Origin of the sequence: Streptosporangium sp. NPDC048047 (assembly GCF_040653115.1) — a bacterium.
Lineage (GTDB): Bacteria > Actinomycetota > Actinomycetes > Streptosporangiales > Streptosporangiaceae > Streptosporangium.
This window is the reverse complement of the sequence record NZ_JBEZNH010000008.1, coordinates 113,454-135,909: the sequence shown is the minus strand read 5'-3', so window position 1 is coordinate 135,909 and position 22,456 is coordinate 113,454. Positions and strand designations below refer to the sequence as shown.

Genomic DNA, 22,456 nt, shown 5'->3' with positions numbered 1-22,456 from the left:
TGGACGCGGATGGACCCCGACACCCTGCTCAGTCATGCCGTGGCAGGCCCGAGACCTCGTGATCGGCATGAAAGAGGGCCTCGGCGATGAGGGAGCGGACATGGGCGTCGCGTGCGCGGTACAGCACGCGGCGTCCGTCGCGGCGGGTCCGCACCAGCCCGCCCATGCGCAGCTTGGCCAGGTGCTGGGAGACCGACGGGCGGGCCACGCCGGTCATGGCGGCCAGCGAGGTGACGTCGTACTCGCCGCCCGACAGCAGCCACATCAGGCGCAGCCGGGTGCCGTCGCTGAGCATGCGGAACGCCTCGACCGCCGTCTCCACCTGCGCGCCGGTCGGTTGCTCCTGCAACGGGTTGGCACCTGCTTCGTTGTCGCGTGCATACATGACTACATATAATCCGGCCGAACACGTCTCATGCAAGCGAGGTGCGCACCGTGGCCGACCCGATCCCCCCGCACAACCAGCACGACCACGCCGATCATCACGGCCACGGACACGGACACGGACATGGCCACGGGCACGGACATGGGGATGAGGGCGTGCGCGGGTTCAGGCGCCTGGTCTCCGCGGCCGGCCATGCCTTCACCCCGCACAGTCACGACAGCGCGGACAAGACCGACGCGGCCCTGGAGTCCAGCAGCCGCGGCATGCGGGTGCTGGCCATCTCCTTCGCCGCACTCATGATCACCGCTGTGGCGCAGGCGGTCATCGTCGCCTTCTCCGGCTCGGTGGCCCTGCTGGGCGACACCCTGCACAACTTCGCCGACGCGCTGACCGCGATCCCGCTGGCGATCGCCTTCTCGGTCGGCCGGCGCGCGGCCACCCGCCGCTTCACCTACGGCTACGGCCGGGCCGAGGACCTGGCGGGCATCGTCATCGTGCTGCTGATCGCACTGTCAGCCGCGCTGGCGGGCTACGAGGCGGTCAAGCGCCTCCTCGATCCGCAGGACGTGCGGGCCCTGGCCTGGGTGGCCGCCGCCGGATTCGTCGGCTTCCTGGGCAACGAGCTCGTGGCCCGCTACCGGATCAAGGTCGGCCGCCAGATCGGCTCGGCCGCCCTGGTGGCCGATGGCCTGCACGCCCGCACCGACGGCTTCACCTCACTGGCCGTACTCGCCGGCGCAGGAGGCGCCGCGCTGGGCTTCCCCGTCGCCGACCCGATCGTGGGGCTGCTGATCACCGTCGCCATCGTGTTCGTGCTGCGCGACGCCGCCCGCGAGATCTACCACCGGCTGATGGACGCCGTCGACCCGAAGCTGGTCGAGCAGGCCGAACAGACCCTCGCCGCGATACCCGGCGTCCGGCGGGTGGGCTCGGTACGGCTGCGCTGGATCGGCCATGTCCTGCGCGCCGAGGTGGACATCCAGGTCGATCACCGGCTGTCCCTGATCGAGGCGCACGCCGTGGCCGTGGAGGCCGAGCACCGGCTCATTCATGACGTGCCGAGGCTGAAGGCCGCCACCGTGCACGCCGATCCCGACGGCCCGGCCGCGGCTGAGCATCACGCCGTTTTGCTGGCGCACCGCTAGCCCGGGCACGGCTGCGCGTTCGCCCCGCACCCGGCCAGGGACGGCACCGGAAAGCCCAGAGCACTGGTGTGGGTGCGGATCCTGAACGCGCTCGGCGCTTATGCGTTGTCCTTCTTGGCGGTACTGGCCGGGCCGCGGCTCGCCGCGATGGCGCTGGCGCTCTTCGGGCTGACGGCGCTGGTGTGGGTGCGTTCCTGCTGGATCGTTTCTCCTCCCGCGGGGTGCTGGCCGTCGGGCTGGCCGCGGCGGGTGGAGACCCCGAGCAGGTAGCTGGTGGCCATCACGCTGATCAGTGCCTGCTCGGCCCGCCGCCGGCGCCGCACAGGCCATCGGCCTCGGCCGACATCAACGTCTCGGCCACGGTCTTCACCATGGATCGCAACAGATCCGGATCGCCGTGCTCGATCTGCTGGGCCGGCCACGCGGTACCACCGACATCCCGATGCAGAGTTGCATCGTGCCCGCGCCACTTTCACTGAGGCGGCGCCACCTTCACCGGGCGAGGACAACAAGGACAGTCGAAGCGCCCATACCCGGATATCCAGGGTTGCGATAATGGAGCTTATCGCAACCCTGCTTCATGGAATCCCTTGCTTCATATTTCGTTTCGTTGCGTAACGAATAGAAATATTGCTTGAATGAAACGAAATCATTCGCCGGGGAGGCCGGTGTCCCGCTGGCCTTGAGGAGGCGGAAGGCGGCACCCAGCGCCCGTCGCTTCGTAGAACAGTCCACTGGAAGCGATGCCGGTCGACTCCGTGCCGGGAGGGTCGCCGGGGCAACGCCGTGAATGACCAGGTCGCCGGGATCGGGCAGATGGTGGTTCCGGGCACTCCGCGCGATTCGCTGCACGTCCTGGACACCCTGCTGAATCTGGACGCCGGGGTGCGGCCGGAGATGGTGGCCACCGACAACGCCTCTTACTCCGACATGGTGTTCGGGCTGTTCTCACTGCTCGGCTACAACTTCTCGCTCCGCTTCCGGGACCTGGCCGACCAGCGGTTCTGGCGGGCCGGACTGCCCGGGTCAGCGGGTGGCGACTACGGGGTGCTGGAGCCGCTGGCCCGTAACCGGGTCAACCTCGCCCAAGGTGACGATGCACTGGCCGGACATGCTGTGGGTGGCCGGCTCCCTGGTGACCGTTCAGGTGCGCGCCTACGACCTGCTGCGGATGTTCGGCCGCGCGGGGCGGCCGACGCCGCTGGGCACTGCGTTCGCGGAGTACGGGCGGATCGCCAAGACGCCGCACCTGCTGCGGGTGGTCGATCCTTTGGACGACCCCTACCGGCGGCAGATGAACCGTCAGCTCACGGTGCAGGAGTCCGGGGTTGAGGAACCCAGGAACAGCCATTGGCGCCGAGAATGATCTTGCTCGAAGTGTGACGTCCGGCTTCGGTGTGTGATCGGGCCAGCTTCGAGATCCGGGCATCTGGCGCGATCGTCGCTTTGACGGTGATCAGTGACATGTCTACTGTTGTCGCCCATGCTGGTGGGGTTTTGTCTGATGACCAGGTCAGGGCGTATACGGCGCTCGATGAGCTGCCGTCACCGTCGGACCTGGAGAAGTTCTTCTTCCTGGACGCGTTCGATCGGGACGTGATTGCGAAGTCACGCCAGGACTCGCATCGCCTGGGCGTGGCCGTTCAGATCGGGACGGTCCGGTACAAGGGGCTGTTCCTAGAGGATCCGCTGGCGGTGCCGTGGCCGGTGGTGGACTATCTGGCCGCGCAGTTGGGAATCGGCGATCCGTCGCAGGTGAAGAGGTACGGGGAGCGGCTGAAGACGGCGTATGAGCACGCGTGGATGATCCGGGACGCTTACGGTTACCGCGACTTTGATGATCACGAGCCGTGGGAGGGGCGGGTGCTGGCGAGGCGGTTCCGGACGTTCCTGCATGGTCGGGCGTGGACGCATGCCGAGGGGACCAGAACTACGTGCGGGCCGAGACGCACGCCGCGGCGAACGCGATCCTGATCGAGGCCCAGCGCGGCGTGCCGATCGTGGCGCTGTGGGGCGGCGGGCTGCTGGCCTCGGTCGACGGGCTGCGGTTCGTCGTCCCGGTCCAGACGATCAACGCCGCCCCCTCGCCGAAGTACTTCGGCTACAAACGCGGCCTGACGCTCTTGAACGCAGTCAATGATCAAGTGATGGGGATCGGGCAGATGGTCGGGCCCGGGACGCCGCGCGATTCGCTGTACATCCTCGACACCCTGATCAACATCGACGCCGGTCCGCAGCCCGAGGTCGTCACGACCGACCAGGCGTCCGATTCGGACACAGTATTCGGCATCTTCTCCATGCTCGGCTACCGGTTCGCGCCCCGCTTCGCCGACCTGGGCGATCAGCGGTTCTGGCGCTCGGAGGTGCCCGGCAGCAACACCCCGGGCGACTACGGGCCGTTGGAGGCGATCGCCCGTAACAAGATAACCCGGCAGAAGATCTGCACCCAGTGGTCGGATATGACCCGGGTTGCCGGGTCGCTGGTGACCAACCAGGTCCGCGCCTACGACCTGCTGCGCATGTTCGCCCGCAGCGGGCGTCCGACGCCGCTGGGGCAGGCGTTCGCCGAGTACGGCCGGATCGACAAGACGTTGCACCTGCTTTCCAACTTGGACCCGATCGACGACACCTACCGCCGCAAGCTGAACAAGCAGCTCACCGTCCAGGAGTCCCGGCACCGGCTCGCCCGTAAGATCTGCCACGGCAGCAACGGGCAGATCCGCAAGGCGTACCGTGAAGGACAAGAAGACCAACTAGCCGCGTTGGGGCTGGTCGTCAACGCGGTCGCGCTGTGGAACTCGAAGTATCTGTCGGCCGCGGTGGACCGGCTGCACGCCGAAGGCGTCCCGGTCAAGGATGAGGACGCTGCCCGGCTGTCCCCGCTGGGCCACGCCCACCTCAACGTCCTGGGCCGCTACTCCATCTCCTCCTCCGCCCCGGCCGAAGGACTGCGGCAGCTCGGCGAGATCCCGGACCTCCCCGATGGTGGCGGCGTGAACGAGGAGGGGGTGTAGATGCCCGGGCTCGCGGGCCACGACATGCGTCCTGGTCCCGATGCCTTCCTCGCATGCCCGGTGTGCGGGCCGGCGTGGTGGAGCGCTGACGCCGCCGGCGGTCACGGCGCGCGGTCGGCTAACGCGGCGTGACCAGGCGGGCCTCGTAGGCGGCGATGACGAGCTGGGCGCGGTCGCGGGCGTTGAGCTTGGCCAGCAGACGGCCGATATGCGTCTTGACGGTCCCGGGACTCACCTGGAGCTGCACGCTGAGCTCGGCGTTGGACAGTCCGTGGGCCACGAGGGTGAGCACTTCGCGCTCCCGGTCCGTCAATGTGTCGAGCCCGTGAAAGGGCTGCTGGGGCGGCCGCTGTACGAACTCCGTGATCAGTCGGGTGGTGACGGTCGGCGCGAGCAGCGTCTCACCCGAGGCCACCACTCGGATCCCCTTCAGGAGGTCGTCCGGAGGCGCGTCCTTGAGCAGGAACCCGCTGGCGCCCGCGCGCAGCGCCGAATAGACGTATTCATCGAGGTCGAACGTGGTCAGGATGAGGACCCGAGTGTCCGCGGCGATCTGCCCGGTCGCGGTGATGCCGTCCATCTCGGGCATTCTGACGTCCATGAGCACCACGTCGGGTGACTCTGTACGCGCGAGCGCCACCGCCTCCCGCCCGTCGGCCGCCTCTCCGACCACGGTGAGATCGTCCTCCGAGTCGATCAGCAGGCGGAAACTGCCGCGCAGGAGCGCCTGATCGTCGGCGATGAGCACCCGAATCACGAGCCTCCCCCTGCCGCACCCACCCGGAGCAGGCCCGGCCCGGTCCGCGGACGTCCTGTCCGGACCCGCCGGCTCCGCTTCCTCCGGCTCATGCTCGTGATCCTCGTCATCACGTCCATCATGACCGATTCGCGCCTACCGCTCGCACCACGTCGATGCTTTCTCGGAACGCCGGCCGTACGTACATCCATCATCCATGCGCCACTGCGGCGCTCTGTCGAATGGACCTGCCGTTCGCGCACGCACGCGCTCGCCGGAAGGTGTCCGGCGCCGCACCCCCTCCCTCCGTCGAGAGAGAGTGGAACTCCCAGGCGGGTCACGGGATCTCCCATGACGCGTGCACGCCGAACCCCCGTCCCGGGAGCGGGCCGGCCTCGAAGGTGCCGCCGTACAGCAGCGCCCGTTCGCGCATTCCGGCCAGCCCGTGCCCACCCGGCCGCCCCGGCAGCACCCTCTGCCCAGGCCCGTCGTCGAGCACGGAGATCCGCAACCTCCCATCGGCGACCGACACGCTGGCCTGGCAGTGGGCGGGAGCGGCGTGCTTGACGACGTTGGTGATCGCCTCCTGGACGATGCGGTAAACGGCCAGCGCCATGCTGTCGGGCACGGCTCCGTCCACCGACAGATCGACTTGCACGCCGGCCTCCGCCGCCTGGCACGCCAGGGACGGCAGGTCGGCGAGCCGGGGGAGCGGTGTGCTGTCGGGCGCGCTGCCGGGTGCGCGCAGCACGCCGAGAAAATGGCGCATCTCCGCGAGCGAGCTACGCCCGATCTCCTCGATGGCCCGCAACGCCTTGCGCCCTTCCTCTGGGTGCTTGTCCAGGACCTTGGCCGCCACCCCCGCCTTGACGGTGATCATGCTCATCGAATGGGCGACGACGTCGTGCAGCTCGCGCGCGATCCGCAGGCGTTCGTCGGCCGCCGCCTTCTCGGCCTGCATCCTGGCCTCGCGGGCGGCGAACTCGCGGCGGGTGCGCGCCGCCGTGCCAAGACTCCAGCTCGCTGCGAGGAGCAGCCAAACCGTACCGAGGATGAAGACGGGGTCGGGCCAGCCGTTCGAATATCGTGCTGGGCCCGGCATCGAGACCAGCAGCGACCCTCCGTTGACGAGCAGGCCCGACACCAGGGCGATCGCCGATCGCCACACCGGCCGGCCGGCCGCCACCGGGTAGATGGCCAGGGCCATCACGGCCGTCGCCATCAGCCGGTTGCTCTGCAGCGCCAGCACGGCAAGGCCGATCAGGAGCGCACCGTAGTAGGCGGGCTCCGGCCATACCCGCCGCACCGCCACGGGCACCGCGAGCAGCCAGCAGAGCACGGTGGTCACGGCGTTCGTGGTCAGTTCCGGCGGACTCGCCGTGGACGCCAGCGCGAGCAGCACCGCGACCACGGTGTCGGCCAGGATGAGCAGCCAGGGCGGAGGCCGTCGGGCGAGCAGATTCACAGCCCGACGTTATCGAGGAACGGCCGGGGGCGAATCGGAGCACGGTCCGTCAGACCAGGGTCATACTCCGCCCACATACGCCCGCACCGTATGACCCTGGTCCAATCCCAAAGATCAGATCTGGCTCCGATGTGCGGCCCACCGCCGTACAGCATCGTTGTTGCCATGAACCGACGCAGACTCATCGCCCTGTGCCTGGCGGCCTGTCTCGCCGTGCCGCTCGGTGGTATCGCGCTGGCCTCGGCGCAGGCCCACGGCCTTGTGTGGAAAGACTGTGGTGACGGCCTGCGATGCGCCGAATTGGTCGTTCCCGTGGACTGGGCCGATCCTGGCGGGCCCAGAACCTCGGTGCACGTGGCCAAACTGCCCGCGACGGGCAAGAGCATCGGGCCGCTGATCGTCAACTTCGGAGGGCCCGGCACCAGCACGTCGATGCTCAGGCGGAAAAGCCAGCCCGATGCTCCGGCGGAGCTGCCGAACCTGCTTGATGAGTTGCAGAGGAGCTTCGACGTCATCGCCATCGATCCGCGCGGGATGTCGGAGCCCGCGGGCGGCAAGAGAGTGAGCTGCGCGGAGCCCGGGGCCTCCATCTTCGGACTGCTCCTGGCCAGGACGAAGCAGGACTGGGACGCCCACGCCGCAAAGAACGCGGCCCACCAGGCAAGTTGCCGCAAAATGGCCAAATCGGCCTGGCGCGGGATAACGGCATGGAACGTGGCGCACGACATCGACGCCCTGCGCGCCGCACTCGGCCAGGACAAGGTCATCTACGCGGGCAACTCCTACGGGACCGTCTACGCCCAAGCCTACCTGGAGCTGTTCCCGCAGCGGGTCGGCCGGATGTACTTCGACGGCACCGCCGATCACACCCAGCAGGACTTCGAGCCCTGGATCCGCAACTACGCGCTCACGCAGGAGCGCCATCTCACTCGCTTCCGCGACTGGTGCGCCCGCCGCACCGACTGCGCCCTGCACGGCAGGGACGCGGGCAAGGCATGGGACGAGCTCGTCGCCAGGGTGCAGCGCGCGCCACTGCCGGCGTCGGCCGGACGGACGGTGACCGAGGGTCAGCTGTACGCCGGCGCGGTCAAAGGCATGAATCCGGCGCTCTGGCCCCAGCTCGCCACTGCCATTCGCAATGCCCTCGACAGCGACGCCGGCGGCTTCCTGGAGGGGGAACTGCTCCCGGATGAGGGCGGCACGTCCGTGAGCCAAGACTCCTTGTGCAACGACTTCATGCCGAAGCCGCCGACGTACGAAGAGTTCCAGGGCATCGAGGCCAGACTCCATGAGATCGCGCCGAGGTTCGGCTGGCTCGAGGGACGCTTCGAGCTCGGGCGGTGCTGGGGCCGCAGCGGGGGCGCGTCCTGGGCGCCGCACCCGTTGCGTGTGAAGGACGCCCCGCCGATCCTCTTCGCGATCGGGGAGCTCGACAACAACACCAACTATCGCGGGCAGGCGCACGTGGCCGAGCAGATCCCGTCCGCGCGCGTCCTGTGGCACGGCGACGGCCACGCGTCGTGGGCAGCCAACATCTGCCTGCGGCGGCACGTCAATGCTTACCTGACCACGGGGGGGCTGCCCGCGCCGGGCACGCGTTGCCCGGCCGAGCGGATTCAGAAGGTGGGCAAATGATCGAGGTCACAGACCTGACGAAGCTGTACGGCTCCACCCGCGCGGTGTCCGGGCTCACGTTCGACGTCAAACCCGGACAGGTCACCGGCTTCCTCGGGCACAACGGCGCCGGCAAGTCCACCACCATGCGCATGATCCTCGGCCTCCACACGCCCACCTCGGGCAAGGCGTTGATCAACGGCGTCCGCAAACACGACCTGCGCGACCCCATGCGCGAGGTCGGCGCCATGCTCGACACGGCCGAGGTGCAGGGCGGGCGCAGCGCGTTCGCTCACCTCCAGGCGCTGGCGCATGCCGGCGGGATCGGGCGCCGCAGGGTCGTGGAGGTGCTGGAGGAGGTCGGCCTGGCCGGGGCGGCGCGCAAGCGGATCGCCGGGTTCTCTCAGGGGATGCGCCAGCGCCTTGGTATTGCGGCGGCGCTGCTCGGTGACCCGGGCGTGCTCATTCTCGACGAGCCGGTCAACGGTCTCGACCCCGACGGCATTCGCTGGCTCAGGACACTGCTCAGATCCCTGGCCGCCGAGGGGCGCACCGTCCTGCTGTCGAGCCACCTCATGACCGAGATGTCCCTTACCGCCGACCGGCTCATCATCATCGGCCAGGGCCGGCTGATCGAGGACACCTCAACGGCGGACCTGCTGGCCCGTTTCCAGAGCGGCGTACTGGTCCGATCCCCCCACGCGGCCCGCCTGTCCAGGGCACTCGAAGCGGCCGGCGCAACCATACACCCCGCTCAGGACACCGACACCGATGAGGAGCCGGTGCCTGGCCGGCCCGCAGCGGCTGGAGTCGATACGCGCCCCGTGCGGGACGCCCGGGCCGGAGAGGAATTGCTGGTGACCGGCCTGACCGCAGCCGCCATCGGCGACATCGCCCTGGCGAACGGCTGCGCCGTTCACGAGTTGGTGTCGCGCCGGACATCACTAGAGGAAGCCTTCATGGAGATCACCCAATGATCAACGTCGTCGCATCGGAATGGCTCAAGCTACGCTCGCTCCGAGCCACCTACTACGTCCTGGCCTCCACGCTCTCGGCCCTTGCGCTCACCGGCTTCGCCGCCTACTCGATCTCGCGCAACTTCGACACCAACGGCCCCGGCGGCGATCCCGTCGGCACGGGTATCAGCCTCAGCGCCGACATTCCGCCTGTGCTGTTCGGCATGCTGGGCGTGTTCACCATCTCCGGCGAGTACGCCACCGGCATGATCAGACTCACGCTGACCACGATCCGGAGCCGGTGGACGCTCCTTGTGGCCAAGGCCGTTGTGGTGGCCGCCGTGGCCGCTGTCGCGGGCCATGTGCTGGCGTTCGCCACCTACTTCACCGCACAGGCCGTGGTGGCCGGGCGTCCGATCGGTGCCTCGTTCGCCGAACATGCGGCCCTGGCCGAGGTTCTGACTACCGGCGCCGGCTCCGCCGTCGCCGGAGTGATGGGGCTGGGCCTGGCCACGGTCCTGCGGTCGACACCGGGAGCGCTCATCGTGCTGGTCGTCCTCCCGCTGTCCCCGACCGTGCTCGAGCGCTTCCTCCCGGCTCCGTGGAACGACTGGATCAGCTCCTTGACGATTCCGTCGCTGGCCAGGCAACTGGCCACCGTACCCGACACAGGAGCCTTCGATCCCTCAACGGCCGCCGTCATCCTGGTGGGTTACGTCGTGGTGTCCCTCCTGCTGGCAACCCTGGCGATCAACCACCGCGACGCCTGACCGGACACTTATGGGCGGCCATGTACGTGGAAGGACAGCTATCACGTACATGGCCGCCCGCCGCTTCGCTACGGGTCGGGGCCGCGCCCGAGGTATGTGGGGTGAGTGCCACCACAGCCGCGCACAAGGGAGATCCAGAACGTGGCCGGGATGAATTGACGTTCCGTAAGGGGATCCTCAACCGGAACACCCACCAGCCGAGACAGACACCCAGGTCGAGGTGTTCCGTATAGGTGTTCCACACACTGCTCCGGTGAAGGCCCCCTATCCGGAACACTTGGGCACGTGAACGGAACCCGCGTCGGCTACGCCCGCTGCTCCACCGACGAACAAGACGTCATCATCCAGACCGAGCAGCTCCTGGCCCTCGGCGTCCCCGAGGATCGCATCTACATCGACCGCGGCTTCTCCGGAACCACCCGACGCAACCGCGCCGGCCTCGACCAGGCCCTCGCCGCCGTCTGGGACGGGACGGTCTTCACCGTCACCAAGTTCGACCGGTTCGCCCGCAACATGGCCGAGGCCAACGAGACCCTGACCGGCCTGTCCGGCCGTGGCGTCCTGTTCGGACTGGGCGCCTCCGTCTACGACTGGAACGACCCGTTCGGCCGGCTGTTCCTGCAAACCCTCGCCATGGTCGCCGAGTTCGAAGCCAACCTCGGGCACCTGCGTACCCGCGAGGGCATGGCCCTGGCCAAGAAGAACGGCAAGCTCAAGGGCAAGCAACCCAAACTGCCTGAACCCGCCCGGCGCTCCATCCGCCGGCGCTACGCCGAGGGCGAGGTGTCCCTGGCCGACCTTGCCACCGAGTACAGCGTCGGCCGCTCCACCATCCACCGCATCATCCACGGGCCAGAGACCTCCAGGTAGAGCGATCACGCACCGAAGCTGGACGTCACACTTCACCCAAGATCATTCTCAGCGCCAACGGCTGCTCCTGGGTTCCCCGACCCCGTGGACGGCGGCCGAGGTCCACTCGGCGCTCGACAGTGACCAGCATGCACTCGCCGCGCTCCGTATGCGCGTCACGGCGTCGGCGTCACCCGGATGCCGAGCGTTCCGGCCTCACCTCGGCGCAGTCGGCTGCCGAGGAGGCTGAGGCGGCCGATGATGCCGTACTTGCGGGCGATGAGCTGCCGATAGCGGGCCGTGGTGGCGGCGTCACAGATCTCGGCGGTGGCGGGAACCTGGTCGCCCGTCGGATTGCCGCGTAGATCGCAGGGGCCGACGAGGACATCGGCGCGGGCCCGGATCCGCTTGACCTTCCAGGAGTCCGCGGCCGTCCAGACGCCGAGCGCGTCGCCGTCACGCACCACCCAGACGGGGGTGGCGACCGGGGTGCCGTTCCTGCGGTAGCTGGTGACCAGCAGGTACTTGCCCGTACCGAGCCGGTCCAGTGAGGCGTCGTCCATGCCCGCGGTCACAGGTTGTTCGCGTAGAAGCTGGTGAGTCGTTCGACGGCGGCGTCGACGTATGCGGGTTCGTCGTACATCTCGTAGTGGCCGGCGCCGTCGATCACCATGAGGTCGACGGGGTTGGGGGCCATCTCCCACAGCTGCATGCCCATGTCGTAGGAGCCGGTGTTGCCGATGCGTCCGGCGAGGATGACCTGCAGGGGCTGGGCCATGAGCTGATCGGCCAGGTGGAACGCGTCGTAGCCCAGCAGGAGGGAGTCGCTGCGCAGGAGGCGCCGGTTCGTGGAGTGTTCGTTACCGCCGCGCTCGGTGCGGTAGTAGGTGACGGCCTGAGTGGTGTCGATGTCGGTCAGGCCCGCTGCCGCGGCGTCCTCGAGGGTGTCGGGCAGCCAGTTCACGCGGGTCATCTCGCCGGAGCGGGCCTCTTCGGTACGTGCGGCCGCGAGGGCGTCGAGTGCTGCGGCCGGACCGTCGGGGGAAAAGCTGCGGAACGCGGCGCCGATGTTGACGGGGACGACCGTGCCGACCGCCTTGATGCGGTGGTCCGTGCGGGCGGTGTTCACGGCGTAGCCCCCACCGGCGCAGATGCCGAGGACGCCGATGCGCTGCGGGTCGATGCCGGGGGTCGTGGTGAGCAGGTCGATGGTGTAGGAGATGTCCTCACCGCGGCGGTAGGGGTCTTCGAGGTCACGGGGCTCGCCCTCGCTCTGGCCCTGGTGGGCGGGGTCGAGGACAAGGGCGGCGATGCCGCGGGCGGCGAGACGGGAGGCGTAGTTGGCGCCGATCTGCTCCTTCACGCTGCTGCCTGGGGTGGAGAGCACCACGGCGGGCAGCGGTGCGCTGCCGTCGGCGTTGTCGGGCAGGTGGAGGTTTGCGGTGAGGTTGATGGGACCGCGCGGGATCGTGAGGTGCTGGATCATGCCTGGCTTCCTTCGTGAGATTGTTGTTCCATAGAAGCCTAGTACAAGAAGATGTCTTGTACGATATGAAACTAATACGAAATTGTACCATATGGATGGAGGATCGCAGTGCCGGTCGACGGGGCGCAGCTGTGGACGCTGAACCAGCGGCTGCTGGCAGTCGTGATGGATGCCTGCACGGAGGAGCTGACCGAGCTCGGGTTGGAGACGAAGGAGTTCTTCGTCCTGGCCGAGGTGGAGGCATCGCCGTACCCGGCCGAGATCGCGACCGCGCTGCTGCTGCCCAAGGCGAGCGTGACGGTCTACGTCCGCAACCTCGTCGCCAAGGGCTTCATCCGCCGCGAGATCGACGAGGCGGACTTGCGGCGTCATCGGCTCGTACTGACCGACGAGGGCGCGCAGGCACGCGATCGAGCGCTTGCAGCCCTCGCAGCGGAGTACGACCGCAGGCTGGCGAGGGTCACCCCCCACGACCGCGTTGAGCTGCAACGCATCCTCAAAGCGATGCTCGCCTCGCCCGCGTCAGGCAGTATGCGCGAGTGATTCGTCTGTCCGGTGCTCTGCTGCTGGGATGTGCTTGTCTCGGTCGGCCTTGACCGCGGCTGCGGCGGTCGCAGGATCCTTGTCCACCGGTCGCGCCTGGCCGTGCCAGATGCACTGGCATTCCGCGCGCACATGCTGAGGCTCACCGTGATGGTCCGGGAACGTCACGAGCCCCGTTTCCTGCCAGGAGTCCCACTGCCGCCAACGACGCCGGTTTCAGGCGCGACCGCCGGTGACCGGCCTCGCCAAGCCCTCGGGCAAGTCCCTCACGGATGCGCTGGCCGTCTCGCTCGTCATTCCACATTGCGGCGCTCTGGCGCTTCATCGACGGACTGTCAGGTATTCCTGGTAGGAGCTGCCGAGGGTGCTCTTGTCGGCAAACGATGGCATCCTCAAAGGATCAATGCACCACCCATGGATGATCATGTGAGCCATGGAGATGCATGTGCGGGACTACGGGTTCTCCCCTGCTCAGCAAGACGAGATATGGCGGCGCTGGCGCGATGGGGAGTCGTTCAACGCGATGGGCCGTACGGAAGGGGCTCCCAGTGGCGAACCTGGTCTACAAGCGGGTCTCGACCGACCAGCAGTCGACCGCCCGGCAGAACCTCGTCCTGGACGAGGCTGGCATCGAGGAGCCGGTCGTCTTCTAGGAGGCCCCCGGCACCTCCAGCCGCCTCCATCCCCTCCAGCGGCCGAATTTCGGCGAGCTGCTGGCATACGCGCGGCCGGGCGACACCGTCCACATCTCCGAGATGTTCCGCCTCGTGCGCAGTGCACCGCCGGCTCCTCGCCCGCCGCCAGCCACTCGACGGCAGCCAGGGCCTCCCAGCTGTTCCGGCCCAGCGCAAGGCCCGCCGCGAGTACGAGATCCGCGTCGGCGCCCTCATGCCCATCGAACCATGATCGTTCTCACCGATAACCACGGTTCCATTGATCCCCGAGGCCGGGAAAGGCGGGCCGTGGCCGGCTGGCCGGGACACCCGTCGAGATCTCCTGACGGAATGATCTCCGCTGCGCTTCGACATCCCGCTGTAGCCGGATGAGAGTCGTCCGGCGATGATGTTTCCGGCCAGGACACCGGTTCCCCAGGCCACCGGTACACGGTCTCCAGCACCACGCCCTCGCGGGCCTGCCCGCGGCGGGGCCGGCGATCAGCGGATCTCCCACCACCTCAGGTTGGCCGCCGCCTGGGACACCGGTTCGATGATCTCCCACGCCTCGGCGATCAGGCCGCCGTCGAGCCGCCAGACGTCGACGACCACGATCTCCGGCCCGGTGCCGGGCAGCCGTCGTCGTGAATGCATCACGACGTGATCGCCGTCGGCCAGCATGTGCTGGATCTCGACCTGCATGCCGGCGAGCGGGACGAGCGCGGCGCCCACGGCGGCCAGCCATTCCGGTTTCGTCCGGGAGGTCGCGTCCGGCCGGTGGTGGAGGAAGTCGTCGCTCAGCAGTGGCGCGAGCGCGTCGACGTCGCCGGTCGCGACCAGTGCCGTCAGCGCTCGCTGAACGATGTCCTTGTTGTCATGGGTCATGTGCTGTGTGTTCACGGGCAGCAGTGTTTCCACCGGCCGGGAGAGTTGTCGATGAAATCCCATTTCATGGCGTCCGGCCGTCCGATGAGTAGCATCGACGTCCATGTACACGGTGGGGGAGCTGCTGCGGCAGTGGCGGCATCGCCGGCGGCTCAGCCAGCTGGATCTCGCGATCGCCGCCGATGTGTCGGCTCGTCACGTCAGCCTGGTCGAGACCGGCAGGTCCCGCCCGAGCGCCGAGATGATCCTGCGTCTGGCCGGGCAGCTCGACGTGCCGCTGCGTGAGCGCAACCGGCTGCTGCTGGCCGGCGGCTTCGCACCCCGCTACGCCGAGCGGCCGCTCGATCCGGAGACGCTGCCGGGGGCCTGGGACGCGATCGAGCGTGTACTGCGCGCGCATGAGCCGTATCCGGCACTGGCCGTCGACCGCCGGTGGAACATCGTGATGAGCAACCGCGCCCTCGGCCCGTTCCTCGCCGGCGTCGCCCCCGACCTGCTGGCCCCGCCGGTCAACATGGTGCGGCTGGGGCTGGATCCGCGCGGGCTCGCCCCGCACATCGTCAACCTGGCGCAGGTGCGCGCACTGCTGCGCGTCCGGATCGCACGGCAACTCGCCACGGCTTCCGATCCGGAACTCACCGCACTCTACGAAGAACACCTCGCCCCCCGCCCGGGAGACGCGGACCAGCCGGTCGAATCCGAGATCGCCATCCCGATGGTCTTCCGCTTCGGCGATCGGGAACTGCGGCTGTTCTCGACGACCACCACCTTCGGGACCCCGATGGACATCACCCTGGACGAGGTCGCGATCGAGGCGTACTACCCGACGGACGCCGAGAGCGCCGCCTACTTCACCTCGCCCGACGCCGACGTGTAGCCGGTCGGGGCAGGGTCGGATCAGGGCCCCTCACCGGCAGGCCCTGTGACCCTCCTTCCGAGCCGGCGGCGCTCACGGCGCCGGTGTTCCTCTCGCGGCCGACGGCGGGAACGGGCCGGTGCGGATCGGCGTCGCCGTACCCCTGCAACCTTTCGCCCGGCGGGCCGCGTTGGGAACGGGCGAGAGGAGATCACATTGGATCGTCACGACGGCTTCCGCGAGTTCGTGCTCGCCCGCCAGCAGGCGCTGATGCGGACCGCGTACCTGCTCACGGGAGACGCCCACCTCGCCGAGGACCTGCTGCAGAGCGTACTGATCAACGTCGTGGGGCGGTGGCCCAAGCTGTCCGCGGACGGCAACCCCGAGGCGTACACGCGCAAGGCGCTGGTGAACCAGTACATCTCGTGGAGGCGCCGGTTGCAGCGGGAGTGGCCGAGCGCCGATCCGCCCGAGTACGGGGCCTCCCACGACGAGGAGACGGTGGACCGGATCATGCTGCGCCAGGCGCTGGACAAGCTGACGCGCAAGCAGCGCGCCGTGATCGTGCTGCGTTTCTGGGAGGACCTCACCGAGACGCAGACCGCCGAGGCGCTCGGCTGCTCGGTCGGCAACGTCAAGAGCCAGACCCACCGCGCGCTGGCCCGTCTACGCACGGTCGCACCCGAGCTGGCCGGCCCGCGTTCCCTTTACGAGTTCCAGGAGGTGACACCGTGACGAGGCTGCGCAGAGCACTGAGCGGCATCGCCGAGGAGGCCCCCACGGCGGACCTGACCGGTTTGATCGACCTGGCCGTGACGGGTCACCGGCGCAGACGGCGCGCGACCGCCGTGCTGGCCGCCGCCGCCACGATCGTCACCGTGGTGGCGACGGGTGCGGTGACGGCCGCAGTGGTGCCGTTCCGGTCCCACCAGGCGGCCGCGCCGACACCGGCGCAGGCGGTGCCCGACCTGCCCGAGGGCGGTGTGGGGCCGCTCGACCACGCGTACGAGACGCCCTGCGAGGTCGACAAGAAGCGGCGGACCGCCGACTGCAGCGCCGTGGAGTGGCGGGTGGTCACCCGTACCGGCCGTACCTACCGGCTGCCGCAGGCGCTCAACAGGACCGCCCAGAACCGTCGCGCACCTATCGCGATCAGCCGGGACGGGCGCATGCTCGCCTACTACAGCAGGCAGGCCCAGGCGCACGTGGTGCGCGACCTGGTGAGCGGAGCGCAAGTGACGTCACCCGTCCCGTTGAAGGAGAAGCGGATCGGCGGGGGCTCCATCCTCGTGCTCTCCGACGACGGCCGCCACATCGTGTTCGACCCGCGCGAGGGGAACAAGGAACCCAGTCTGCTGATCGACGTGCGTACCGGCACGACGGTGCGGATATCCGGCAAGTACGAAGCGATCGGTGTGAGGGACGGGGCCGCCGAGCTCGTCCGGTACGGCAAGACCGACCTGTGGCTGATGCCCATCGCCGGCGGAGGAAAGCCGGTGCGCTTCGACGGCGCGTTCATCGGCTTCAGCGAGCTCGCGCCGGACGGCCGTACGGTCGCCGCCTTCGCCAGACGCGACCACAGGAAGTGGATCCAGGAGATGCGCACGCTCACCCTGCTCGACTCCCGAACCGGACGCCGGCTGCGTACGGTGCCCATCCGCGGCCTCCCGGAGGGCGAACCCGTTTTCGCCACCGGTCTTTGGCGGAGCGGATCGGAGCTCACGGTGCTGACGGACGGGAAGCGCCGGCGCGCCTACGGGGTCGACACCCGCACCGGGAAGGCCCATCGGCTGGCCGACTACCCGGCAACGGCGGCCCTGGTCCTGCCGGGGCTCGCGAGCGACTCGATGGTCATCTCCGGATAAGAGCGGATCCGGCGGTCCGAGGCGCCGTACCCTACGGCGCCTCGGCGGGCGTGGTCAGTCGCCGTCCCTGTGGTCCTGGAGACGGAGGTCCCGCCTCACGTGCGTGCTCCTCCCGGAGGCCCGGCGTCCGGAGCCGCCGACGTGGCCGACGCGACGGCGGCGTCGGCGCGGGCCTGCAACGCGTCCAGCACTTCGATACCAGCGACGCCGACTGGGGCGCGGCCGAGGTTCAAGCGGAACATGCTTCCGAAAAGATGCGGGACTTGATTCGGCTGGAGGAGCTTCTCGCGGGGCACATCCCCTCCCGCGGACCCGAGAGCTGCGGGAGGGGATGTGGACGCTGCCCCTCGGCGGTCAGCGGCGCCGCAGTGACGGGTCGAGCAGGGCGGGCGGGGTGTCGTTCTTCTCGTGTGCGGCGAGGTCGGTGCCGGGGGCGACGATCGCGTCGATGGCGTCGAGCACATCGGCGGACAACACGGTGTCGGCGGCGGCGAGCTGCGAGTGCAGGTGGTCCAGTGTGCGGGGGCCGATGAGCGCGCTGGTCACGGCGGGATGCGCGGTCACGAATCCGAGCGCGAGCTGGATCATCGTCAGGCCGGCTTCGTCGGCGACCTTGGCCAGCTGCTCGACGGCGTCGAGCCTGGCCCGGTTGGAGGGGATGGCGGTGTCGAAGCGTTGCGGCATGAACGTGGAGCGGCTGGTGGTGATTTCCTGGCCCTCGCGGATCGCGCCCGACAGCCAGCCCGAAGCCAGCGGCCTCCACACCAGCACACCGAGCCCGTACTGCTCGGTCACGGGCAGCACGTCGGTTTCGATCCCGCGCTGCAGGATCGAATAGCTCGGCTGCTCGGCGACGTAGCGGCTCAGGTGATGCTCGCGGGCGGCCCACTGGGCTTGCACGATGCGGTAGGCCGGGAAGGTCGAGGAGCCGAAGTAGCGGATCTTCCCCGCGCGCTGCAGGTCGGTCAGGGCCGACAGTGTTTCCTCGTCGCTGGTGCTCGGGTCCCACCGGTGGATCTGGTAGAGATCGACGTGGTCGACATCGAGGCGGCGCAGGCTGCCTTCCAGCGCGGTGACCAGCCAGTGGCGCGAGCTGCCCTGATGGTTGCGCTCGTCGCCCATCGGCAGGCTCGCCTTCGTGGCCAGCACGATGTCGTCGCGGCGGCCGGCGATGGCTTTGCCGACCAGCTCTTCCGACTCTCCGCCGCTGTACACGTCGGCGGTGTCGATGAGGTTGATCCCGCCTTCGAGTGCGGCGTCGACGATGGCGGTGGCCTCGTCTTGTGTAGTGCGTCCGATCTTGCCGAAGTTCATCGTGCCGAGCGCGAGGGAGCTGACCTGCACACCGGTGCGGCCCAAGGTGCGGTACTGCATGACCGTGTCTCCTTCTATTGCGGGTGAAGCGGTGCCAATGCGTGGAGTGGTTGTCAGGCCCCCTGCTCTGGCATCATAAGGAAGCGGAACCTTGTCCCGTTTGAAGATACGGAACGCTGTCCCGTTTAGCAAACTCGGGTAGCGGAGGGAGTGGCACGATGAGCGACAGTGATGAGGGCGCAGGGCGCGCAGCCCGGCCCAAACGGGCGGACGCCCGGCGCAACAAGGAGACTCTGCTCGACGCGGCCGCCGCGATCTTCGTCACCTCAGGCGTGGAAGCGCCGGTACGCGACATCGCTACCAAGGCCGGCGTCGGGACGGCCACGATCTACCGCCACTTCCCGACGCGAGCGGATCTCATCATCGCCGTCTACCGGCACCAGGTCGAGGCCCTCGCCGAGGCCGGTCCGGCCCTGCTGGCGACCGGCCCGACTCCTCACGCCGCACTGGAGCGATGGATCAGCCTCTTCGTCGACTTCCTGGTCACCAAGCACGGTCTCGCCGCCGTGCTGCGGTCCGACGACGCCGGCTTCGACACGCTGCACGCCTACTTCCTCGACCGCCTCCTGCCGGTGTGCACCCAACTCCTCAACGCTGCTGCCGCCTCCGGTGAGATCCGCTCCGGCCTCGACGCCTACCAACTCATGCGCGGCATCGGAAACCTCTGCATAGGCGCCGACAGCGACCCCCGCTACGACGCGCGCCGACTGGTCGCGCTCCTCGTCGCGGGACTGTGCCAACCATGCTGACCGTGGCACCCGCGAACGGCAGGATCCTCGCATAAACGACCGTTTGTGAGAACGCTGGCCGCGTGCGGTGCGTGGGGACGGGTCAGCGGGTGCGTTCATAGTGGCGACGTGCTTTTTCGCGGTTGCCGCAGACGGCCATTGAACACCAGCGGGCGCGGTTGGCGCGGCTGCGGTCGAGCAGGAACAGTTGGCACTCGTTGTTGGCGCAGGGGCGCAGTCGGCCAGGCAGTTGCTTCTCGGTGGCGGCCCAGGTGAGGACCATCTCAACGGCCAGCCGGGCGTGCGGGGGAGTCTTGAGTGTCCACTGAAGGCCACCCGAAGTGATCTCTGGGGTCTGGTGGACCCCTTCGAGCAGCGGGCTCATCGTGGCGGGCGAGCTTTCTCCGCGCACTATGCCCTGCAGGATGTCTCGCGTCTCGCGCAGCAGCGCGAGCTCCGCGAGGCTGCCATCGCCGCCGCGCTCCTGCGCCCAGCGCCTGCCTTCGGACGGGTCGCCGAGCGCGTCCCGTTCCTCGCCGTTGACCAATGGCCTGCTGTTGAGCAGGTCCAGTAGTGCGTCCATCGGGTGCCACTCCCCTTCTAACCAGATCGAATAATTTGACAGGTTAGACCATCCCGTGCTTGCATGGCGAGTGACTAACCAGATTAGAAACTCAAAGGGGTTAGATATGAGCTCGGTGCACCACAGGACCGCCACTGTCGACGGTCATGAGATCTTCTACCGCGAAGCCGGCCCCGCCGACGCTCCCGTGATCGTCCTGCTGCACGGCTACCCGACCAGCTCGTTCATGTTCCGCGAGCTCATCCCGCTGCTGGCCGACGACTACCATGTCATCGCGCCCGACCACCTGGGCTTCGGCCACTCCGATGCCCCCCTCGTGGGAGAGTTCACCTACACCTTCGACGCCCTCGCCGAACTCACCTCCGGACTGCTCGACCAACTGGGCCTGGACCGCTACGCCCTCTACGTCCAGGACTACGGCGCCCCCATCGGATGGCGCCTCGCGCTCCAGCACCCCGAACGGATCTCCGCCCTCGTCACCCAGAACGGCAACGGCTACGAGGACGGTTTCGTCGAGTCGTTCTGGACCGACGTCTGGGCCTACGGGGCGAACCCCGGCCCCGACACCGAACCCGCCGTCCGCGCCGCGCTGAGCATCGACGCCATCCGCTGGCAGTACATGCACGGCGTACCCGACCCGAGCCTGGTCAGCCCGGACACCTGGGAGCACGACTTCGCCCTCGTCTCCCGCGAGGGCAACGACGAGGTCCAGCTGGCGCTGTTCCGCGACTACCGGAACAACCGCCCGCTCTACCCGCTGCTGCACGAATTCCTGCGCACCAGCGAGGTCCCGGTGCTCGCCGTGTGGGGCCGCAACGACGAAATCTTCGGCCCGGCCGGCGCGCAGGCCTTCGCCCGCGACGCAAAGGACGCGGAGGTGCACCTGATCAACGGCGGTCACTTCCTGCTGGAGAGCCACCTGGACGTCGTCGCGGGCTACCTGCGCGGCTTCCTCGGACGGGTGCTGGGATGAGTAGGGACGGGGCTGCAAACGGAGGGCCACCGCGCCGGTCCCCACCCTAAAGCCGCATGCCATAGGTGTGACTCCAGTCGCTTGATGGATCGGAGTCCCGGCGGTATGTGGCATCCGCCTGTGTGGGAAGGGCTGGAGCGTACGGATTGCCCCCGCTCACCGTGCAGATCACCGAACACCCCTAGGGGTCCCAGACTGGTGAGGTCGCGTATTCAACTGTCGTCAGTTCGTCGCTTGGGTAGCGGTCATGGTGACCGTGTGTGGTCGCCTGGAGCGTAGCGGCTGTAGGTGGTTCCGGTCTCGGCGGCGAGCTTGGCCGCGGCGACGGGGTGGAAGCCGAGGGCGTCGGCGACGATGGGTGCGGGGCTGTCTTGGAGGTGCTGGCGGAGTGCGGCGCCCTGAGCTGCGGTGGTCGGGACGCCCATCTGGGTGACCTGCTTGGCGAGCCATTCGGGGCGGAGAGGCTGGCCGGTGCGGCGGCCGGGGAACAGCCATCGGGAGCTGGGATTCGTTGCTGTGCGCATGTTCGTGCGGTGGGCGATGTAGTCCAGGAGCAGGGCGGCGAAGGGTTCGGGGATGCTGCGGGGTGAACAGGTAGGTGCCGGGGTCGGCGTAACGGCGCGAGCCCGGCACGAACACATCCCCCGACCGCAGGCCATCGCGTAACGCGAGGATGGTGCAGATCTCCCAGTAGTGCCGAAACGCCGTGTCATCACCGCTCCTGCGGGCCTTGGTCAGGTAGTCGGCGTAGCGGGCCGGAACGAACGACGTCGGCGCCCCGGCCGGGACCTTCCGGCCGCCGACCCGGTTCAGCTCCTTCAGAATCTCCACGGCCTCCATCAGGTCCGCGGTGCCCGGCCCACCATGGAAACCCACCGTCTCCAGCACCTGCGGGGTGAACCTGCGCAGGTAGGTGTGAGATGCCTCCAGCGCCGCCAGACGGCCGTGGTCCCTGGGCAGCGGCTTCCAGCTCACCGAGGCCACCTCGCGCAGCTTGTCCATCCCGATCCGCTCACGCAGCAGACCGCCCACCTGCTCGTCCGGGGCACCCGGGTCGATGAGCACCGGCAGGATCACATCCATCAGCAACTGGCGGGCCTCGCCCTTCTCGGCCCGCTCCGCCAGGGCCGCGTCGGTCTTGGCCTTGGCGTGGGACTCGCGTGCCGACACCGCCTGGTCGAACAACGCCACGACCTCGTCCAGCTGATCGACCGCCGACTGGGCGACCAGCGCCAGCAGGATCGGGTAGCGGCGCTCCCCGCGCCGCTGAAGTCCCTGCACCGTCGAGCGCCGCCCCGATGTCGCCAGGAACCGGCGCCGCTCGGTCGGCAGCATCGACAGATCCAGATGGTGGGCGTCCATCCCGCGCAGATACCGCAGCTTGGCGATCGCATCCTTCACCACCGCGGGCGTCGCCTCCATCGCCGGCGTCGTCAACCACGCCAGTCGAACTCGGCCACCCGCAACGGCTGCTCGGCGGTCGGCGGCGTGCACGCCGGCGGCACCCATGCCCGGTCGGAGGCGATGTCGTCACTCATGCCTCGACGGTAAGCCCGTACCCGGGTACCGGATGCAA

General features: G+C 68.7%; 22 protein-coding genes and 3 pseudogenes. 15 read left to right on the top strand and 10 right to left on the bottom strand.

Annotated features, from left to right (window positions below; genetic code table 11):
• Positions 1 to 28: 28 nt before the first annotated feature.
• Positions 29 to 385 carry a metalloregulator ArsR/SmtB family transcription factor gene (locus tag AB0D67_RS10015; RefSeq protein WP_362931960.1) on the bottom strand — a complete coding sequence of 119 codons (357 nt, stop codon included), beginning with the start codon at positions 383 to 385 and terminating at the stop codon, positions 29 to 31.
• A gap of 155 nt (positions 386 to 540) precedes the next feature.
• On the opposite strand from AB0D67_RS10015, the gene AB0D67_RS10010 reads away from it, so the two are divergent.
• On the top strand, positions 541 to 1,530 hold the full coding sequence (locus tag AB0D67_RS10010) for a cation diffusion facilitator family transporter (RefSeq protein ID WP_362931958.1): 990 nt from the start codon (positions 541 to 543) through the stop codon (positions 1,528 to 1,530).
• Positions 1,531 to 1,772: 242 nt separating this feature from the next.
• Here AB0D67_RS10010 and AB0D67_RS10005 read toward each other — a convergent pair.
• Positions 1,773 to 1,859 (bottom strand): annotated as a pseudogene (locus AB0D67_RS10005) (transposase); the annotation flags it as partial.
• 451 nt (positions 1,860 to 2,310) lie between these two features.
• Here AB0D67_RS10005 and AB0D67_RS10000 point away from each other — a divergent pair.
• From AB0D67_RS10000 to AB0D67_RS09990, 3 genes and pseudogenes are all read left to right on the top strand, one after another.
• Positions 2,311 to 2,854 (top strand): annotated as a pseudogene (locus AB0D67_RS10000) (Tn3 family transposase); the annotation flags it as partial.
• 140 nt (positions 2,855 to 2,994) lie between these two features.
• Entirely contained in the window at positions 2,995 to 3,504 is a 510-nt protein-coding gene (locus tag AB0D67_RS09995) for a DUF4158 domain-containing protein (protein WP_362932114.1), read from the top strand.
• A pseudogene (locus tag AB0D67_RS09990) lies at positions 3,459 to 4,544 on the top strand (transposase); the annotation flags it as partial. The gene AB0D67_RS09995 and the pseudogene AB0D67_RS09990, both read left to right, overlap by 46 nt.
• A 118-nt stretch (positions 4,545 to 4,662) precedes the next feature.
• Here AB0D67_RS09990 and AB0D67_RS09985 read toward each other — a convergent pair.
• Positions 4,663 to 5,301 carry a response regulator transcription factor gene (locus AB0D67_RS09985; protein ID WP_357705956.1) on the bottom strand — a complete coding sequence of 213 codons (639 nt, stop codon included), beginning with the start codon at positions 5,299 to 5,301 and terminating at the stop codon, positions 4,663 to 4,665.
• A 316-nt stretch (positions 5,302 to 5,617) separates the two neighbouring features.
• Positions 5,618 to 6,745, bottom strand: a complete 1,128-nt coding sequence (locus tag AB0D67_RS09980) for a sensor histidine kinase (RefSeq protein WP_362931955.1) — start codon at positions 6,743 to 6,745, stop codon at positions 5,618 to 5,620.
• Positions 6,746 to 6,910: 165 nt separating this feature from the next.
• On the opposite strand from AB0D67_RS09980, the gene AB0D67_RS09975 reads away from it, so the two are divergent.
• The 4 genes from AB0D67_RS09975 (at position 6,911) to AB0D67_RS09960 (ending at position 10,955) form a co-directional block, all read left to right on the top strand.
• Positions 6,911 to 8,380, top strand: a complete 1,470-nt coding sequence (locus AB0D67_RS09975; RefSeq protein WP_362931953.1) for an alpha/beta fold hydrolase — start codon at positions 6,911 to 6,913, stop codon at positions 8,378 to 8,380.
• Positions 8,377 to 9,336, top strand: coding sequence for an ATP-binding cassette domain-containing protein (locus tag AB0D67_RS09970; protein ID WP_362931951.1), 960 nt, complete (start codon positions 8,377 to 8,379; stop codon positions 9,334 to 9,336). The genes AB0D67_RS09975 and AB0D67_RS09970 overlap by 4 nt, the downstream gene beginning before the upstream one ends.
• The gene (locus tag AB0D67_RS09965) at positions 9,333 to 10,085 is read left to right on the top strand and encodes an ABC transporter permease subunit (RefSeq protein WP_362931949.1); all 753 of its coding nucleotides are present in this window, start codon (positions 9,333 to 9,335) and stop codon (positions 10,083 to 10,085) included. The genes AB0D67_RS09970 and AB0D67_RS09965 overlap by 4 nt, the downstream gene beginning before the upstream one ends.
• A gap of 285 nt (positions 10,086 to 10,370) precedes the next feature.
• Positions 10,371 to 10,955 (top strand): recombinase family protein, encoded by a 585-nt coding sequence (locus AB0D67_RS09960; RefSeq protein WP_362931947.1) that lies wholly within the window; start codon positions 10,371 to 10,373, stop codon positions 10,953 to 10,955.
• 155 nt (positions 10,956 to 11,110) lie between these two features.
• On the opposite strand, the gene AB0D67_RS09955 is transcribed toward AB0D67_RS09960, so the two are convergent.
• Complete coding sequence (locus AB0D67_RS09955) at positions 11,111 to 11,497, bottom strand: PPOX class F420-dependent oxidoreductase (protein WP_362931945.1); 387 nt, start codon at positions 11,495 to 11,497, stop codon at positions 11,111 to 11,113.
• Positions 11,498 to 11,505: 8 nt separating this feature from the next.
• Positions 11,506 to 12,441: an alpha/beta hydrolase gene (locus AB0D67_RS09950; protein WP_362932112.1), complete on the bottom strand. Its 936-nt coding sequence runs from the start codon at positions 12,439 to 12,441 to the stop codon at positions 11,506 to 11,508.
• Positions 12,442 to 12,528: 87 nt separating this feature from the next.
• On the opposite strand from AB0D67_RS09950, the gene AB0D67_RS09945 reads away from it, so the two are divergent.
• Positions 12,529 to 12,963, top strand: a complete 435-nt coding sequence (locus tag AB0D67_RS09945; RefSeq protein ID WP_362932110.1) for a MarR family transcriptional regulator — start codon at positions 12,529 to 12,531, stop codon at positions 12,961 to 12,963.
• A 774-nt stretch (positions 12,964 to 13,737) separates the two neighbouring features.
• The gene (locus AB0D67_RS09940) at positions 13,738 to 13,869 is read left to right on the top strand and encodes a hypothetical protein (protein WP_362931943.1); all 132 of its coding nucleotides are present in this window, start codon (positions 13,738 to 13,740) and stop codon (positions 13,867 to 13,869) included.
• A gap of 248 nt (positions 13,870 to 14,117) precedes the next feature.
• On the opposite strand, the gene AB0D67_RS09935 is transcribed toward AB0D67_RS09940, so the two are convergent.
• Positions 14,118 to 14,516 carry a nuclear transport factor 2 family protein gene (locus AB0D67_RS09935; protein ID WP_362931941.1) on the bottom strand — a complete coding sequence of 133 codons (399 nt, stop codon included), beginning with the start codon at positions 14,514 to 14,516 and terminating at the stop codon, positions 14,118 to 14,120.
• An 88-nt stretch (positions 14,517 to 14,604) separates the two neighbouring features.
• Here AB0D67_RS09935 and AB0D67_RS09930 point away from each other — a divergent pair, with 88 nt between their 5' ends.
• From AB0D67_RS09930 to AB0D67_RS09920, 3 genes are all read left to right on the top strand, one after another.
• Positions 14,605 to 15,378, top strand: coding sequence for a helix-turn-helix transcriptional regulator (locus AB0D67_RS09930; RefSeq protein WP_362931939.1), 774 nt, complete (start codon positions 14,605 to 14,607; stop codon positions 15,376 to 15,378).
• A gap of 195 nt (positions 15,379 to 15,573) precedes the next feature.
• Positions 15,574 to 16,092, top strand: a complete 519-nt coding sequence (locus AB0D67_RS09925) for a SigE family RNA polymerase sigma factor (protein ID WP_362931937.1) — start codon at positions 15,574 to 15,576, stop codon at positions 16,090 to 16,092.
• Entirely contained in the window at positions 16,089 to 17,222 is a 1,134-nt protein-coding gene (locus tag AB0D67_RS09920; protein WP_362931935.1) for a hypothetical protein, read from the top strand. Before AB0D67_RS09925 ends, AB0D67_RS09920 begins: the two co-directional genes overlap by 4 nt.
• A 354-nt stretch (positions 17,223 to 17,576) precedes the next feature.
• On the opposite strand, the gene AB0D67_RS09915 is transcribed toward AB0D67_RS09920, so the two are convergent.
• Positions 17,577 to 18,596 (bottom strand): aldo/keto reductase, encoded by a 1,020-nt coding sequence (locus tag AB0D67_RS09915; protein WP_362931933.1) that lies wholly within the window; start codon positions 18,594 to 18,596, stop codon positions 17,577 to 17,579.
• A 158-nt stretch (positions 18,597 to 18,754) separates the two neighbouring features.
• On the opposite strand from AB0D67_RS09915, the gene AB0D67_RS09910 reads away from it, so the two are divergent.
• The gene (locus AB0D67_RS09910; RefSeq protein ID WP_362931931.1) at positions 18,755 to 19,345 is read left to right on the top strand and encodes a TetR/AcrR family transcriptional regulator; all 591 of its coding nucleotides are present in this window, start codon (positions 18,755 to 18,757) and stop codon (positions 19,343 to 19,345) included.
• Positions 19,346 to 19,427: 82 nt separating this feature from the next.
• Here AB0D67_RS09910 and AB0D67_RS09905 read toward each other — a convergent pair whose 3' ends face one another.
• Positions 19,428 to 19,907: a CGNR zinc finger domain-containing protein gene (locus AB0D67_RS09905; RefSeq protein WP_362931929.1), complete on the bottom strand. Its 480-nt coding sequence runs from the start codon at positions 19,905 to 19,907 to the stop codon at positions 19,428 to 19,430.
• Between the two features lie 106 nt (positions 19,908 to 20,013).
• On the opposite strand from AB0D67_RS09905, the gene AB0D67_RS09900 reads away from it, so the two are divergent.
• Positions 20,014 to 20,880: an alpha/beta hydrolase gene (locus tag AB0D67_RS09900; protein WP_362931927.1), complete on the top strand. Its 867-nt coding sequence runs from the start codon at positions 20,014 to 20,016 to the stop codon at positions 20,878 to 20,880.
• Between the two features lie 222 nt (positions 20,881 to 21,102).
• On the opposite strand, the gene AB0D67_RS09895 is transcribed toward AB0D67_RS09900, so the two are convergent.
• On the bottom strand, positions 21,103 to 22,284 hold the full coding sequence (locus tag AB0D67_RS09895) for a hypothetical protein (protein ID WP_362931925.1): 1,182 nt from the start codon (positions 22,282 to 22,284) through the stop codon (positions 21,103 to 21,105).
• Between the last annotated feature and the right edge of the window lie 172 nt (positions 22,285 to 22,456).

What these genes read in the sequence shown, in the direction of transcription:
- AB0D67_RS10015 (WP_362931960.1), bottom strand. Translation starts at nt 385, where the DNA reads ATGTATGCACGCGACAACGAAGCAGGTGCCAACCCGTTGCAGGAGCAA.
- AB0D67_RS09995 (WP_362932114.1), top strand. Translation starts at nt 2,995, where the DNA reads ATGTCTACTGTTGTCGCCCATGCTGGTGGGGTTTTGTCTGATGACCAG.
- AB0D67_RS09975 (WP_362931953.1), top strand. Translation starts at nt 6,911, where the DNA reads ATGAACCGACGCAGACTCATCGCCCTGTGCCTGGCGGCCTGTCTCGCC.
- AB0D67_RS09970 (WP_362931951.1), top strand. Translation starts at nt 8,377, where the DNA reads ATGATCGAGGTCACAGACCTGACGAAGCTGTACGGCTCCACCCGCGCG.
- AB0D67_RS09965 (WP_362931949.1), top strand. Translation starts at nt 9,333, where the DNA reads ATGATCAACGTCGTCGCATCGGAATGGCTCAAGCTACGCTCGCTCCGA.
- AB0D67_RS09955 (WP_362931945.1), bottom strand. Translation starts at nt 11,497, where the DNA reads ATGGACGACGCCTCACTGGACCGGCTCGGTACGGGCAAGTACCTGCTG.
- AB0D67_RS09930 (WP_362931939.1), top strand. Translation starts at nt 14,605, where the DNA reads ATGTACACGGTGGGGGAGCTGCTGCGGCAGTGGCGGCATCGCCGGCGG.
- AB0D67_RS09915 (WP_362931933.1), bottom strand. Translation starts at nt 18,596, where the DNA reads ATGCAGTACCGCACCTTGGGCCGCACCGGTGTGCAGGTCAGCTCCCTC.
- AB0D67_RS09910 (WP_362931931.1), top strand. Translation starts at nt 18,755, where the DNA reads ATGAGCGACAGTGATGAGGGCGCAGGGCGCGCAGCCCGGCCCAAACGG.
- AB0D67_RS09905 (WP_362931929.1), bottom strand. Translation starts at nt 19,907, where the DNA reads ATGGACGCACTACTGGACCTGCTCAACAGCAGGCCATTGGTCAACGGC.
- AB0D67_RS09900 (WP_362931927.1), top strand. Translation starts at nt 20,014, where the DNA reads ATGAGCTCGGTGCACCACAGGACCGCCACTGTCGACGGTCATGAGATC.